The organism is Actinokineospora sp. PR83, assembly GCF_021056305.1.
GTDB lineage: Bacteria > Actinomycetota > Actinomycetes > Mycobacteriales > Pseudonocardiaceae > Actinokineospora > Actinokineospora spheciospongiae.
The window spans coordinates 178,979-193,356 of record NZ_JAJCXD010000024.1; the positions used below are offsets into that span (position 1 = coordinate 178,979).

Sequence of the window (14,378 nt, forward strand, 5' to 3'; positions counted from 1 at the left end):
CGTCAGAGGAGTTGGGCGAGGTCGAGCAGTTCGCCGTACCAGTCGGCGGAAGGGGTCAGGAGGGCGGCGGCCTCCGCCGGTGGGCAGGCGCGGACCTCGACCACCTGCTCCCCGTCGGACGGGTTGGTCGGGGTGGAGTCGGGGACCACGTCGGCGACGCACCAGAGCCAGGCGGACTCCGGGTGCGGCTGGTGGGGACGGTAGGGGCGTGGGCGGTCGGTCACCGCGTAGTGGGCGCCGAGCGCGCGCAACGGGCCGACGATGCGGGCGCCCGCTTCCTCCAGCACCTCCCGGGCGGCGCAGTCCTCGATGGACTCGCCCGGTTCGCGGGTGCCGCCGGGGAGGAACCAGTGGTCGGCCCCGTCGCGGCAGATCACGACCCGGTCGCCGACCCGGCCCACCAGGTGCACGTTCGTCACCGTGCCGGGGTCGGGCGGGACGGTGCTGAACCGGGCGTCGATGCCGCCCCAGTCCCAGCGCTGCGGGGCGAACAGCCTGGGCAGCGCCGCCGCCCAGTCGCTGACCACGATCGGTTCCCGGTGGTGGTCCCGGTCGGCCGGGCACTCCCACAGCGCGTTCCCGCCCACCAGCCGGGCCGACAGCGGGTGCTGGTGCCCGGGGCACGCTGGCAACGCGGCCCCGAACAGTTCCGCCACGTGCTCGACGGCCCGGTCCTGGAGCTGATCGGCCATCTGCACCGTCCCCCCGGCCCGGCCGATGCCCAGCGGGAAGAAGACCGACATGGGGGTCTCGCCACCGAACCCCACGACCAACCCATCCGAGTCGTACGGCCGCACGTCCAAGACCCGCCACGCGGGGCCGAGGAGACCGAGCCGAGCCAGCACCTGCTCGGCCACGGACCGCACGTAGTCGACATCTCCGGGATCAGCCACGCGCCCACTATCCCGCAAGGGCACTCCCGGGCGCCGGTGGTTATCGTGGACCGACTGGTGACCAGCGCTTTCCCCGGAAAACCCCACCTCCGGCGCCGACCCGATGGGAGCACGCATGTCGACCACCCCGGTGCGCAACTGGGCGGGCAACGTCACCTACGGCGCCACCCGGCTGCACCGCCCGCAGAGCCTCGACGAGCTGCGCTCCCTCGTCGCGGGCGCCGACCGCATCCGGGCCGTGGGCAGCGGGCACTCGTTCAACGGCGTCGCCGACACCACCGGCGAACTGGTCTCCCTCGACCGGCTGCCCGCCACCTTCGAGGTCGGCGCCGGAACGGTGACCGTGGCCGCGGGCATGACCTACGGCGAGGTCGTCACCGCCCTGCACGACGCGGGCCTGGCCCTGGGCACCCTGGCGTCGCTGCCGCACATCTCCGTCGCCGGGTCCTGCGCCACCGGCACCCACGGCTCCGGCGACACCGAGCGCTGCCTGGCCGCCGCGGTCCGCGCCCTGCGCCTGGTCGGCCCGGACGGCGACGTGGTCGACCTCGACGGCGACACCCTGCCCGGGGCGGTCGTCGCCCTCGGGGGTCTCGGCGTGGTCACCCACCTCACCCTGGAGGTGGAGCCCGCGTACGACATGCGCCAGTCCGTCCGGCTGGAGGTGCCCCTGGACGAGGTGGCGGGCGCGGTGGACGAGGTGTTCGGCGCGGGCCACAGCGTCAGCGTCTTCACCACCTGGCGCTCCGGCACCGGCTCGGTCTTCCTCAAGCAGCGCGTGGACCGGGAGGCGAGCGGCTGGGCGGGCGGCAGGCCCGCCACGGAGCTGGTCCACCCCGTCCCCGGCATGTCGACCGACTCCAGCACCGCCCAGCTCGGTGTGGTCGGCCCCTGGTTCGAGCGGCTGCCCCACTTCCGCGCGGACCGGCTCCCGAGCAGCGCGGGCAACGAGTTGCAGTCGGAGCTGTACCTGCCCAGGTCCCAGGCCCCGGCGGCCTTCGCCGCCCTGCGCGAGCTGGGCGAGCTGATGGCCCCGGTCCTCCAGGTCGCCGAGGTCCGCACCGTCGCCGCCGACGACCTGTGGCTCAGCCCCGCCTACCACCGCGACTCGGTGACGATCCACTTCACCTGGGTCCTGGACCCCGCCGCGGCCCTGCCCGTCATCGCCGCCGTCGAACAGCGCCTCCACCCCCTGGGTGCCCGCCCGCACTGGGGCAAGCTGACCACCCTGCCCCCGGCTGAGGTCGCCGCCGCCTACGACCGCGCACCCGACTTCACCCGCCTGCGGTCCACTTTGGACCCCGAGGGCAAGTTCACCAACGCCCTCCTCGACGCCCACTTCCCCACCCGCTGACACACGGAGCTCCCGATGCCCCCCACCCTGTCCGACATCCACCACTGACTCTCGACCGGAAGAATGCGCCGTCGCGCAGCAGCTCGGTGTGGTCGTCGGGGGTGCGCCCACGACCCGCACGTCCGGGACGGGCATCGGAGCGGACGGGTCGTCGATCCGGGTGTGGGCAGCAGGGGGCGATACTGGTCGCTCGACGTCCAAGGGGGCCCGACGTGACCGCATCACCGAGCGACGGACCTACCGGCGAGGTCATCACCGCGATCCACTCGGGCGACCTGACCACGTTGCGCCGCCTGCTCGCAGACCACCCCGACCTCGCGAGAACCCGCCTGATCCGCCACGGCGGTCGCACCCTGCTGCACGTCGCCACCGACTGGCCCGGTCACCACCCCGACGTCGCCGCCACCATCGCATCACTCGTGGCAGCCGGGGCCGACCCGAACGCACCCTGCTCCGCAGAGCACCCCGAGACACCGTTGCACTGGGCAGCCAGCAGCGGTGACCTCGACGCCATCGATGCACTGCTCGACGCGGGCGCTGACATCAACGCCCCCGGCGCGGTGATCGCCGGGGGCACCCCGATGGCCGACGCCACCGCCTTCGGGAACTGGGCCGCCGCCCGCCGCCTGCTCGACCGCGGTGCCGACACCACCCTGTTCGAGGCCGCCGCCCTCGGCCTCGTCGACCGCGTCCACCACCACCTCGACACCCGCCGACCCGACCCCACGACCATCACCAGCGGTTTCTGGGGAGCTTGCCACGGCGGCCACATCGCCACCGCCACCGTCCTGCTCGACCACGGAGCCGACATCAACTGGGTCGGCTACGACGACCTCACCCCACTCGACGCCGCCCGGCGCTCCGAAGCAACTGATCTCGCGGCATGGCTCGAAGACCACGGGGCGACATCAGCGGCTCAAACCCGCTGAGCGCGCTCGTGGCGGTCATCCTGGCCACCGACACCCTGGTGGATCGGTTGCGGGCACGCCTCCCACCCGACAGCACGCAGGTGGTCTCAGGCGCCGGTGTCGCGGCGGGGTAGCAGGAACGGCGTGCCGAGGATCAGGACACCGGCGACGGCGATCGCGGTCCGGGGGCCGGTGATGCCCGCCAGCAGGCCCCACAGCGCGGTCGTGGCCGCCGTGGTGGCCTTGCTGGTGACCGACCACGCCGTCAGGGTGCGCACGACCCGGTCCGCCGCGGTGTGGTGCAGCCGGTACGTGGCGAACACCGGGTTGAACACGCCGAAGCAGGTGATCATCCCCAGTTCCACGGCCACGACCAGCAGCAGGCCGGTGGGGCCGGGGTGGACGAAGGCGAGCCCGAGCAGCCAGCACGGGCGCAGCGCCCCGACGGTCAGCATGACCCGGTGCCGCCCGAAGCGGGTGACCAGGCCGCGGGACAGGCGGGCGCCCAGGAGGCCGCCGACGCAGGGGGCGCCGAAGGCCAGGCCGTACTGCCACGGGGTGAACCCCAGGTCGGCGAGCATGAGGACGGCGAGCGGGGGTGCGGTTGCCATGATCAGGCTGTTGACCAGGACCGTGTTCAGGAACAGCGGGCGCAGGGTGGGGTGGGTCAGGATGTGCCGCCACCCCTCGACCACGTCGTGCAGGCGCGGTCGGTGCGTGCCGGTGCGCTCGGGTGGTTCCTCGGTGCCGCCGATCGCGCGGAGGCCCGCCGCCGAGAGGAGGTAGCTGATCGCGTTGACGACCACCGTCGTGACCGGGCCGAAGAGGCCGATCAGGACGCCGCCGAGCGGTGGTCCGAGTGCGGTGGTGGTCCAGGCCGTGGACTCGAACCGCCCGTTGGCGACGAGCAGGTTGTCGGGCGCCACCAGCGCTTTCAGGTAGGCGCCGCTCGCCGCGGTGAAGGTGATGTCGGCCGTGGCGACGACGGCGGAGACGGCCAGCAGTTGCGCGAAGGTCAGCCACCCGGCGGCGAAGGCGGCCGGGACGCTGAGCACCGCGGCGCACCGGACCAGGTCCATGGCCACCATCACCGGCCGCTTGCGGCGGAACTCCACCCACGGCCCGAGCGGCACCGCGACCACCGCCCCCGCCGCGAGCCCCACCGCCGCCAGCATCGACACCGCGGTCGGCCCCGCGTCCAGCACGCGGATGGCGATCAGGGCGAACGCGTCGAAGGCGAGCCACGTGCCGACCGCGCTGGTCGCGTACGCCGCCCACAACCACTGGAACTGCCTGCCCAGCACCACCCCCTCGGCCCGGCGGGGTCGGGAAGGTCCGCGCCGGGCGGGCGACGGGTGCCGGTCGGTGCGTGTCGGTCGGGGCGGGGGCATCGTGGGGCTGCTTCCGGGGGTCGGGTGGTGGTCAGCCGAGGGCGAGCATGACCGGGGTGATGCTGCGGGCCGGGTCGGCCGGGAAGTCCGGGCCCAGGACCATGATCGCGGTGGTGAACCGGTGCGCGAGGCCGTGCTCCTCCACCCACTCCAGCACCCGGGGCTGCCGGTGGTCGACGTCCACCCGCACCGGGCCGGGCGCGGCGGCGGCCAGGTCGCACAGCAGGGCGATGCCGGTGTCGGCATCGGGGGCGGTGACCGGGCCGAGGACCGTGGTGTCGGTGTTGGGCCACGCGCCGCCGAACGCGGTGATCCCGCCGGGGGAGTCGACCACGCGCAACGCGCTGGTGAACCCGGGCAGCGCCGCCACCAGCCCGGTCCTGGGCGCACCGAAGACCTCGGTGTCCAGGTCGGTCACCGCGGGGAGGTCGGCGGCGGTGAACGGCCGGGACACCCCGCTGGGCTCCACACCGGTCAGGGTGCCGCCGTAGGTCGCGCACTGGCCCACCGTGCGGAACCCCATCGCCTCGTACAGCGGCTTGCCCATCGGGGTGGCGGTCAGCAGCGCGCTCGCGGTCCCGGTGCGCTCCAGCGCCTCGCCCAGCACCCGCCTGCCGAGTCCGCGCCGCTCGTGCTCGCGCGCCACCAGCATCATGCTGATCGCGGTGACCGAATCCCCGTAGGGCGTGCCGACCACCACCGCCGCCAGCCCGCCCCGCGGGTCGTCGATCCCGTACACCTGCCCGACCGCGAACAGCAGCCGCCACTTGTGCTCCTCGCGCGGCCAGTCCCGGTCCGCCCCCAGCTCCAGGCACGCCTCCAGGTCGGCCGGGCCCAGCCTGCGGACCGGGGCGGTGGCGGTGGTCAAGGATGTCCTCCCGGGGCGGCTCGGCGGAGGCGCCAGCCTAGTGGGTGGCAGGAACTGCGATCGCCCCCTTTTCGCCCCCGGGTCCGTCACCACCCCCAGCGGTGGCGGACCCGGCCCGCCCGGAACCCGGGCGTCACCCCCTCGGCTCCTCCCGCAGCGGCTTCACCGAGGCCGGGACGGGCGAGGTCGTCGTGTCCACATAGGTCACCTCGAACGTGCCGGAGTAGGCCAGCACCAGCCCGCGCAGCGGGTTGGTGATCCGGACCGCGATCCGGAACCGGCCCAGTTCGTCGTCGAAGCTCTCCCGCACGTCGGCCGCGCCGGTCAGGGCGGCGGGGCAGCGGAACCCGAGCCGCAGGCCGCGCACCCGCTGCTCGCCGGAGCGGATGCGCAGTTCACCGCACGCACCCACCTCGGGCCGCAGGTCGACGGCGACGTGCTGGTGGGTGCCCAGGTAGTCCACTACGCAGCCGCGCTCGTCGTCGTAGACCATGGTGGCGTCGAAGCGCCTGCGCCGGTGCGGGAACTCGAAGGTGCGCACGAAGGTCAGCGTGTCCCGCCCGTACCGGTCCAGGTAGGCGTGGTTCTCGATGGTGAAGGGGATGTCGGTGCCCCGCTCCGGGAACAGGATGTTCCTGCTCGCGCCGAGCGCCAGCAACGGCCGCACGACCCCCGCCCGCGGCCAGATCCGCCGCATGACCCCGGTGCCGACGCAGCCGCGCCCGTCGCCCGCGGCGAAGCCGAACCGCTCGCGCAGCCGCGGGTGCAGGCGGTCGAAGTCCCCGCCCAGGGCGCGCTGGAAGATCGAGGTCATCGCTGTTCCAGGCGGGCGAGGGTGGCGGGGGCGGTCGCGGAGAACCGGTCCGGTGGCACCCGCAGGCACCGCCGCGCCGCGGGCGTGCCCGGCGACGGCGGGACCAGCGCGACCACCACCCCGGCGACGAGCGCCGCGGGCGGGCTGAACCCGGCGACCGCCGCGGTGACGGCCAGGCGCCAGGCCACGTCCAGGGCGGCGGTGCGCAGCGACGCCTCCGGGGTGGTGCCGCGCTCGGCCCAGAGCCGGAGCCGGTCGAACGACCACGCCGTGCCCCACCCCATCAGCGGCCGGAACACCCGGTCGACCAGCCGGTGCCGGGGCGTGTAGTCGTAGCCGGTCAGGAACCGCATACGCCCGGCCGACGGCACGTACCGCCAGTAGCCCGACCCCGCCACGATCGGCGACAGCGGGTGTTCCGACGAGAACCGCAGCGCCGACGTGCGCGTGCCGTCCGGCCTGGCCCGCTCGCCCGTCGTGGTGCCGGAGCCGCCGATCCGCAGCCCCGGCAGCACGCGCGTGGTGTACCGGAACCGTTGCGGCTCGGTGTCGGGAACGGGGTCGATGGTGGTGAACCGCAGGTCCCACCGCTGGTGCAGCCGGGGGTCCCGGGTCAGCTCCCACACCCGGTCCAGGTCGGCTTCGACCTGCGTCTCCACGTACAAGCCCCGCATGGCGCCCCCCCATGTTTGAGCAGTCGCTCAACAACTCGGGCACGACCATAGCCCATCGTTGAGCAACTGCTCAAGAGCGGTGTGCCACAGCGCTCAGCGCTGGCTCTCCAGCATCCAGGTCAGGTGTTCCTGGGTTCCGGGTAGCCGAAGCCACGAGGAAGACCCCGCTGCTCCCACTGGTACCCGGCCCAACTGGGGTAGATCCAGGGACTCTGCTCTCCGCGCTCCAAGTGGTCGCGGGCTACCAGCGCGTCCCGGGCCGTCTTGCACCCCGGGTGCGCCTCGGCGAACCGCTCGACCCGGCCCATCGCCCGGCTGGTCCACTCGCGCACCAACGCCTCCGGGTCGTCGGGGTACCACCAGTCGAACCAGCTCTCTTCGCCCCACAGCAAGTCCACCGCCCAGTGGAAGGCCAACCGGACAACACCGCCCGCCGCGGCGGCTCCGGGCGCGGCGTCGATCCGCGCGAGCCACGGTGCGAGGTCGTCGTCCGTCGACGCCAGCCCGCCGAGCAACTCCACGAGCGCCCCGGACGGCCAGTGCGCCAGCGCGTCCAGCAGCAGCGCGGTCAAGGCGTCCTCGATGGCGCGGCGTTCGTCGTCGGGCCAGGTCCGCAGGTTGCCGTAGAGCGGTCCGAGGCTGCGGAGCACGAGCCCCGGGTCGGCCGCCCGGTCGGCCACCAGGGCGATGAGGCGGGGTGCGAACTGCCGCCACAGCGCCGCCCACTGGTGCGGGGCCCAGTGGTCGTACGGGTCGTGGGCGACGGAGATCAGCAGGTCGTCGGGTGCGGCGTCGGTCGAGAGGAGGCGCAGGTCCAGCTCGCTGTGGCACAGCGTGCAACCGTCGGAGAAGTCCACGGCCGGATGGTGCCAGGGGCGGCGCACGGGCGGAGGTGGTTTTCCGGCCGACGGTCCTCCCGCGACCACCACCCGGAGAGGTGACGCCCCCCGGGGCCGTCGCGGGCGAGGTTTCACCGGCCGCGACCGAGGGGAACCACTTCCAGTCCCGGGTGGACCTGACGGCGAGAGGAACCAGATGCGGGCGACCTTGATCTACGGAGCCGGTGACGTGCGGGTGGAGGACGTGCCGGACCCGCGGTTGCACGAGCCCACCGACGCGGTGGTGCGGGTGCTGCGGTCGTGCGTCTGCGGCAGCGACCTGTGGCCCTACGGCGCCAAGGAGCACGCGGCCGAGGGCGACCGCATCGGCCACGAGTTCCTCGGCGTGGTCGAGGAGGTCGGCTCGGAGGTCTCCGGGCTGGGCAGGGGCGATGTGGTCGTCGCACCGTTCGTCTGGGCGGACAACACCTGCGACTTCTGCACCGAGGGGTTGCAGACCTCGTGCAGGCACGGCGGCCAGTGGGGCGCCCCCGGGGTCGACGGCGGGCAGGGCGAGGCGGTGCGGGTGCCGCAGGCGCAGGGCACGCTGGTCAAGCTCCCCGTCGGCGAGGACTCGGCGCTGCTGCCGTCGCTGTTGACGCTGTCGGACGTGTTCCCGACCGGGCACCACTGCGCGGTGACCGCCGGGGTGGGGCCGCGCACCACCGTGACCGTGGTCGGTGACGGCGCGGTCGGGCTGTCGGCGGTGCTGGCGGCCAAGCGACTCGGCGCCGAGCGGATCATCCTCATGGGCAGGCACACCGACCGCACCGACCTCGGCCGCGAGTTCGGGGCCACCGACGTCGTGGCCGAACGCGGCGCGGAGGGCGTCGAGAAGGTCAAGGAGCTGACCGGCGGCGACGGCACCCACGCCGTGCTGGAGTGCGTCGGCCTCAAGCCCGCCCTGGAGACCGCGTTCGGCGTGGTGCGCGACGGCGGCGTGGTCAGCCGGGTCGGGGCGCCGCAGTACTCCGACGTGCCGATGGACGGGGGCCTGTTCATGCGCAACATCACCCTGACCGGCGGCGTCGCCCCCGCCCGCGCCTACATCGAGGAACTGCTGCCCGACATCCTCGACGGCAAGGTCGAGCCGGGCCGCGTCTTCGACCGCGCGGTGGGCCTGGACGAGGTGCCGGACGGCTACCAGGCGATGGCCGACCGCAAGGCGCTCAAGGTGCTGATCCGCCCCTGATCGCGGCTGGTTCCGGCCGGGCCGATGATTCGCGGCCGGTGGGGGAGTCCCACCCGGGAGATGTTCCACGCCCGGAGGAGGAGACACCTGTGATCGACATGCACGAGACGTGCGCTGAGGTGGCCGCGCTGGTGGAGGGGGTGCGCGACGATCAGCGCGCTGCGCCGACCCCGTGCGCGGAGTACACCGTCGCCGACCTGCTCGACCATTTGGACGGGGTGGCGGTGGGGTTCACCGTCGCTGCGGATCGGGTTGGGGTGGCTGACCGGCTTCGCGGTCTGGCTGACGCCTGGGGTGTTCCGGCTGCTTGGGAGGGGGAGACCGAGGGGCCTGTCGGTCTCGTTCTGCCCAACGCGGTGTGGGGGCGGATTGTGCTGACCGAGGTGGTCGTGCACGGGTGGGATCTGGCTACGGCCACTGGCAACGGGCTTGCTCTGCCCGAGGACGCCTTGCGCCACTGCTATGAGCACGTGGTTCGGTTCGTTCCCGAGGCTCCGCTGCCTGAGCTGTGGGGGCCGCCTGTGGCTGTTCCGCCGGACGCGCCGTTGCTGGACCGCATTCTGGGCATCACCGGGCGCACCCCGGTGTAGCGGGCTGCTGTTTGGCAGCCGGTCTCCTTGTGGGATGCCCACCCGGGCGTTCGCGTAGCCGGGCCTGCGGTTTTCGGGGCGGTCAGCGGGGTGTTCGCGGGGCCAGGAGCAGGCCGGTGACGGCGTCGGTAAGGGCCGCGCCGACCAGGGGCCAGTCGGCGGGGGTGTCGGTGTCGGCGGCGGTACGTTCCTGCTCGGCGCAGGTGTGGATGACCGCGAGCCGGGCGGTCTGCCTGCGCAGTGCCGCCTCCGCTGCCGGGAGGTCGGGGACGTGTGCCCACACCGCCGCGTCGCCCTCTTGGAGGAAGGAGGTCAGCAGGGGGTCGTCGTGCAGCCCTGCCGTGGCGCCCGGGTCGGTGTGGACCTGGGCGGTGAAGCGGGCGTACCAGCTCGGGTTGCCCAGTTCCGCGAGGTGCTCGGTGTAGGGCAGGACCAGGCTGGCGACGTGGTCCCGGGGCCGGGTGGACCCGCGTGCCAGCTCGACCAGCTCCCGGGTCCGGTGGGCGATGGGCTCCGCGTGCGCGCGGGTGATCGCCCTGAGCAGGTCGGTGCGGGTGCCGATGTGGTAGCTCAGCGCGGAGTTGTTGGCCTGGCCCGCCGCCTCGACGATGCGGCGGTTGGAGACCCGGGCGAGGCCGTGCTCGGCGAAGAGGCGTTCGGCGGTGCGCAGCAGCGACCCGCGGGTAGCCTCGGCCTGCTGCCGCCGCGAAACCGGTCTCGGGAGCGCGGGTTCGCGCGATGACGTCTCGGTGTCCATGCGGCCATCCTCGCCCACCGCCGCCGTGGTGACGCATCGCCCACTCGCTTGCTTGTCGGTGATCCTTTCTCAGACAAGCGTCTGACTTAATCGCTAAGGTGGAGTCGGACGGCTGTCCGAGCAACCGGCTCCCGGCGTTGCCCGCCGCGGGGCCAGTGAGGAGTCGAACGCATGACCACCGCGCAACCCCGCTCGTTCCCCTTCAGCCCGCCGCACGAACTGGAACCCGAACCGCTGTTCGCCGAGCTGCGCAGGCAGGAACCGCTGACCAGGGTGGTGCTCCCGTACGGCGAGCCCGCGTGGCTGGCGACCCGCTACGAGGACGTCAAGGTCGTGCTCGGCGACCCCCGGTTCAGCCGGGCCGCGGGGGCGGGCCGCGACGAACCGAGGATGCGCCCGCACCCGGCGCCCCCGGGCAACATCCTGAGCATGGACCCGCCGGAGCACAGCAGGCTGCGCCGCCTGGTCACCAAGGCGTTCACCGTGCGCCGGGTCGAGCAGTTGCGCCCGCGCACCCAGCAGATCGCCGACGACCTGGTCGACACCATGCTGGCCCAGGGACCGCCCGCCGACCTGGTCGATGCCTTCGCCCTGCCGCTGCCGATCACCGTCATCTGCGAACTGCTCGGCGTGCCCTTCGCCGACCGCGACGACTTCCGGTACTGGTCGGACGCGTTCCTGTCCACGTCGAAGTACAGCCCCGACGAGGTCCTGGAGTGCATGGGCAAGCTGCGCGAGTACATGGCGGGCCTGATCGCCGAACGCCGCGCCCACGCCACCGACGACCTGCTCGGCGCCCTGGTCATCGCCCGCGACGACGAGGACCGGCTCTCCGAGGACGAGATGCTGTCGCTGGCGGAGGGGCTGCTCGTCGCCGGGCACGAGACCACCGCCTCGCAGATCCCCAACTTCGTCCACGTGCTGCTGAGCCACCCCGGGCAGTTGGCGGCGCTGCGCGCGGACCTCGACCTGGTCCCGCAGGCGGTCGAGGAGCTGATGCGCTTCGTCCCCCTCGGCACGGGCGCGGGCATCGCCCGCTACGCCACCGAGGACGTCGAACTGGGCGGCGTCCTCGTCCGCGCGGGCGAACCGGTCCTCCCGGTCATGGCCTCGGCCAACCGCGACGAGTCGGTCTACCACGACCCCGACCACCTCGACCTCCTGCGCCAGGAGGTCTCCCACGTCGGCTTCGGCCACGGCCCGCACCACTGCCTCGGCGCCCCGCTCGCCCGCATGGAACTCCGAGTCGCCCTGGACACCCTCCTGCGGCGGCTGCCCGGACTGCGCTTCGCCGGTGAGGGCATCGAGTGGAAGGACGGCCTGTCCACCCGCGGCCCGGCCCGCCTGCCGGTCACCTGGGATAGCTGACCCACACCCGCGGTGGGCGGCCCGTCGTCGCCCACCGCGGGTGGTCGGCTCATCGGCGCACCGCAGCGAGTCGTCCCGGTGGACCGGTCGCCTGCTGCTCAGCCCGCCCGGTTCCGCGGCCCCAACAGCCTGCCGACCGGGATCCGCTGGTCGTCACCGGTCCAAGGCGGTCCGCAGGGCGTCGACCAGGCGTTCGCGGAACGCGGCCATCGACGGGACCTCCTCGGCGACCTGCCCGTCGGCACCGTGGTACATGCCCGGTTCGACGTGCAGGGCGCACGGCACGCCCGCGGCCCGCAGGCGGTGGGCGTAGTCGACGTCCTCGTCGTGGAACAGGTCCAGGTCGCCGACACCGATCCACGCCGGGGGCAGACCGGTGAGGTCGGTGCGGCGGGCGGGCGCGGCGTACGGGCGGTTGTCGTCGACGCGCGGTGGGTGCCCCAGGTAGGCGGTCCAACCGAAGCGGTTGGCGGCGGGCGTCCAGACGAAGGTGCCGCGGTTGCCGTGGTCGGTGCGCAGAACCGTGCGGTCGTCGAGCATCGGGTAGACCAGCGCCTGGAACCGAACGGGCACCCCGGTGTCGTGCGCGCGCTGGGCCACCGCGGCAGCCAGCCCCCCGCCCGCGCTCTTCCCGCTGACAGCCACCCGTTCCGGGTCGACACCGAGTTCGGCGGCATTGTCGTGCACCCACCGCAACGCCCGGTAGCAGTCGTCCAGCGCGGCGGGGTACGGGTGTTCCGGTGCCAGGCGGTAGTCCACATTCACCACCAGTACGTCCAGCTCGTCGGCCAAGCGCGCACACCACGCGTCGCTGGCCGCCGCGCTCCCCAACACCATCCCACCGCCGTGGATCCACACCACCGCGCCACTGGGGCGCCGACCGCCCTCCTTGCGGTGCACCGAAACCCCGACGGCGGGAACACCGTCACCGGCGGGGACCACCCGCTGCTCGGTCCGCACACCGGGGTGTGGTCGAGGCGGCGGCACCGACTGCTTCCGGAAGACGGCCAGGGTGACCGAGTTCAGGCGGAGCGGCAAGTACAGCATCCGCTGCCGCAATTCCGGCGCCACGTCCGCCACCGCGCGGTGGCGGGCCAGCAGGCCCTTGGCGGCGAACCCGGCGCCGACCGCGGCCAGCCCGGCGAGCACCCGCCTCGGTGTTGCGCTCACGGTGTCGTGCCTCCTCCATCGAACCCGCCCGCGCTCGGTCGGGCGGTTCAGCGGTGCCGCTCCTGGTCGTACTCGGTGAAAGCGCCCATGCCTCGAAGAACACAGGCGCTGTCCTCACGGAAGCCTGCCAGGACGTCCGCTTGCCGTGGGCTCGGGTGCCGACAGCGCTCTGCCACACCCTGACCGCCTCGCCACCCCCGAGCGCTGAAGATCGTGGATAACAGAGAGTGAACATGCGACTACGCTTGTCCGGTTCAGGGCAAAAAGTGATGCTAAAATCCACCTCGAGCGCCTAAAACTACAGGTCAAGAAGTGTCTTCCCCGCGCGAGCGGGGCTGTTCCCGCTGCTGGGCGGTGCTGGCCTGGCCGTAGTCGGTCTTCCCCGCGCGAGCGGGGCTGTTCCGTCGCTCAAGCGGGCGCTGCACAGCCTCGCCGTGTCTTCCCCGCGCGAGCGGGGCTGTTCCCCGGCGAGATCGTCGATGCCTGCAAGGCCGGCCGTCTTCCCCGCGCGAGCGGGGCTGTTCCCGGCGCCGCCTCGGCCGCGCCGGTGCCCGCACCGTCTTCCCCGCGCGAGCGGGGCTGTTCCCCGGGGGCCTCCGCTGGGGGGCGGGCACCACCGGTCTTCCCCGCGCGAGCGGGGCTGTTCCCCGGACCGGCGCCAGCGTCGGAATCTCGGGCACGTCTTCCCCGCGCGAGCGGGGCTGTTCCCAGCGGCAACAACGGGCGATCACCTCATGATCGGTCTTCCCCGCGCGAGCGGGGCTGTTCCCACGGGGACGCGGAAGTTGCCCTCTTCCCCGCGGGTCTTCCCCGCGCGAGCGGGGCTGTTCCCCTGTCGGGCTGGCTCGGCGACCTGCCGAGCCAGTCTTCCCCGCGCGAGCGGGGCTGTTCCCGGGCCGCAGGGCAACGCCATCAGCCGAGACCTGTCTCCCCCGCGCGAGTGGGGCTGTTCCTACGTCAAGCACCTGCGAGTCCCGGCGGCGTTGGCCGAGGCGGCCACCCTGCCCGCCGACACCCTGCTCGACAGTCAGCGCAACCCGCTGCTGACTTCGCTGATGTTCCTGGACCGGCTCGGCGAGCTGTCCGAGGCCGAGTGCACGAACGCGGGCTCGACCTGACCCACTTCGACATCCTGAAGTCCGAGGTCATCAGCACGATCCCCGACGGGGACCGGGAAACTTGCGCCAGGAAGTGGGAAGAGGAGGAGAGCGCCCTCGGGCGCCTCGGCTTCAGTGCGGCGGGCAGCCGGCGGAACCGCGACTTCACCCCGGACGAGCGACCGCACTGGCGGCACAGGTTGGCCAACCTGTCCCTGCTCAACCGCCGGAAGAACACGGCCGCGGCCAACTACGACTTCGACGTCAAGAAGGCGAAGTACTTCACCAGCGTCAACGGTGTTTCCTCCTTCGCGTTGACCACGCAGGTGCTCACCGTCGACGAGTGGACCCCGTCGGTGCTCGAGGAACGCCAACAGCAGCTCCTCGACACCCTGGCCGCGGTGTGGTCACTGCGCTGACGACC

At 73.1% G+C, this 14,378-nt stretch carries 15 protein-coding genes and 1 CRISPR repeat array; of the genes, 7 read left to right on the plus strand and 8 right to left on the minus strand.

Features of this window, described 5'->3' with window-relative positions; translation table 11 throughout:
* Positions 1-2: 2 nt before the first annotated feature.
* Positions 3-893: an NUDIX domain-containing protein gene (locus tag L6E12_RS08305; RefSeq protein WP_236227298.1), complete on the minus strand. Its 891-nt coding sequence runs from the start codon at positions 891-893 to the stop codon at positions 3-5.
* A 115-nt stretch (positions 894-1,008) separates the two neighbouring features.
* Between L6E12_RS08305 and L6E12_RS08310 the strand changes: the two genes are divergently transcribed.
* Both L6E12_RS08310 and L6E12_RS08315 read left to right on the plus strand, forming a co-directional pair.
* Positions 1,009-2,247 carry a D-arabinono-1,4-lactone oxidase gene (locus L6E12_RS08310; protein ID WP_236227299.1) on the plus strand — a complete coding sequence of 413 codons (1,239 nt, stop codon included), beginning with the start codon at positions 1,009-1,011 and terminating at the stop codon, positions 2,245-2,247.
* 212 nt (positions 2,248-2,459) lie between these two features.
* Positions 2,460-3,176: an ankyrin repeat domain-containing protein gene (locus tag L6E12_RS08315; protein WP_236227300.1), complete on the plus strand. Its 717-nt coding sequence runs from the start codon at positions 2,460-2,462 to the stop codon at positions 3,174-3,176.
* An 86-nt stretch (positions 3,177-3,262) separates the two neighbouring features.
* Here L6E12_RS08315 and L6E12_RS08320 read toward each other — a convergent pair whose 3' ends face one another.
* From L6E12_RS08320 to L6E12_RS08340, 5 genes are all read right to left on the minus strand, one after another.
* The gene (locus L6E12_RS08320) at positions 3,263-4,546 is read right to left on the minus strand and encodes an MFS transporter (RefSeq protein WP_236227301.1); all 1,284 of its coding nucleotides are present in this window, start codon (positions 4,544-4,546) and stop codon (positions 3,263-3,265) included.
* 31 nt (positions 4,547-4,577) lie between these two features.
* Positions 4,578-5,414, minus strand: coding sequence for a GNAT family N-acetyltransferase (locus tag L6E12_RS08325; RefSeq protein WP_236227302.1), 837 nt, complete (start codon positions 5,412-5,414; stop codon positions 4,578-4,580).
* 133 nt (positions 5,415-5,547) lie between these two features.
* Positions 5,548-6,228: a DUF4166 domain-containing protein gene (locus L6E12_RS08330; RefSeq protein ID WP_236227303.1), complete on the minus strand. Its 681-nt coding sequence runs from the start codon at positions 6,226-6,228 to the stop codon at positions 5,548-5,550.
* Positions 6,225-6,902, minus strand: a complete 678-nt coding sequence (locus L6E12_RS08335) for a hypothetical protein (protein WP_236227304.1) — start codon at positions 6,900-6,902, stop codon at positions 6,225-6,227. Before L6E12_RS08335 ends, L6E12_RS08330 begins: the two co-directional genes overlap by 4 nt.
* A 119-nt stretch (positions 6,903-7,021) precedes the next feature.
* Positions 7,022-7,759, minus strand: coding sequence for a hypothetical protein (locus tag L6E12_RS08340; RefSeq protein ID WP_236227305.1), 738 nt, complete (start codon positions 7,757-7,759; stop codon positions 7,022-7,024).
* A 178-nt stretch (positions 7,760-7,937) separates the two neighbouring features.
* On the opposite strand from L6E12_RS08340, the gene L6E12_RS08345 reads away from it, so the two are divergent.
* Positions 7,938-8,972: a zinc-dependent alcohol dehydrogenase family protein gene (locus tag L6E12_RS08345; protein WP_236227306.1), complete on the plus strand. Its 1,035-nt coding sequence runs from the start codon at positions 7,938-7,940 to the stop codon at positions 8,970-8,972.
* Between the two features lie 98 nt (positions 8,973-9,070).
* Complete coding sequence (locus L6E12_RS08350) at positions 9,071-9,562, plus strand: maleylpyruvate isomerase family mycothiol-dependent enzyme (protein ID WP_236227433.1); 492 nt, start codon at positions 9,071-9,073, stop codon at positions 9,560-9,562.
* Positions 9,563-9,644: 82 nt separating this feature from the next.
* Here L6E12_RS08350 and L6E12_RS08355 read toward each other — a convergent pair whose 3' ends face one another.
* The gene (locus tag L6E12_RS08355) at positions 9,645-10,319 is read right to left on the minus strand and encodes a TetR/AcrR family transcriptional regulator (protein ID WP_236227307.1); all 675 of its coding nucleotides are present in this window, start codon (positions 10,317-10,319) and stop codon (positions 9,645-9,647) included.
* Positions 10,320-10,490: 171 nt separating this feature from the next.
* On the opposite strand from L6E12_RS08355, the gene L6E12_RS08360 reads away from it, so the two are divergent.
* On the plus strand, positions 10,491-11,687 hold the full coding sequence (locus L6E12_RS08360; RefSeq protein ID WP_236227308.1) for a cytochrome P450: 1,197 nt from the start codon (positions 10,491-10,493) through the stop codon (positions 11,685-11,687).
* A 153-nt stretch (positions 11,688-11,840) separates the two neighbouring features.
* Here L6E12_RS08360 and L6E12_RS08365 read toward each other — a convergent pair whose 3' ends face one another.
* Positions 11,841-12,857, minus strand: a complete 1,017-nt coding sequence (locus tag L6E12_RS08365; protein WP_236227309.1) for an alpha/beta hydrolase — start codon at positions 12,855-12,857, stop codon at positions 11,841-11,843.
* Positions 12,858-13,171: 314 nt separating this feature from the next.
* Positions 13,172-13,791: a CRISPR direct-repeat array (repeat unit 29 nt; unit sequence GTCTTCCCCGCGCGAGCGGGGCTGTTCCC).
* Positions 13,792-13,840: 49 nt separating this feature from the next.
* Here L6E12_RS08365 and L6E12_RS34705 point away from each other — a divergent pair.
* Positions 13,841-13,975 carry a hypothetical protein gene (locus L6E12_RS34705; protein ID WP_255683097.1) on the plus strand — a complete coding sequence of 45 codons (135 nt, stop codon included), beginning with the start codon at positions 13,841-13,843 and terminating at the stop codon, positions 13,973-13,975.
* Positions 13,951-14,373, plus strand: coding sequence for a DUF1524 domain-containing protein (locus L6E12_RS08370; protein WP_236227310.1), 423 nt, complete (start codon positions 13,951-13,953; stop codon positions 14,371-14,373). The genes L6E12_RS34705 and L6E12_RS08370 overlap by 25 nt, the downstream gene beginning before the upstream one ends.
* The last annotated feature ends 5 nt before the right edge of the window (positions 14,374-14,378 follow it).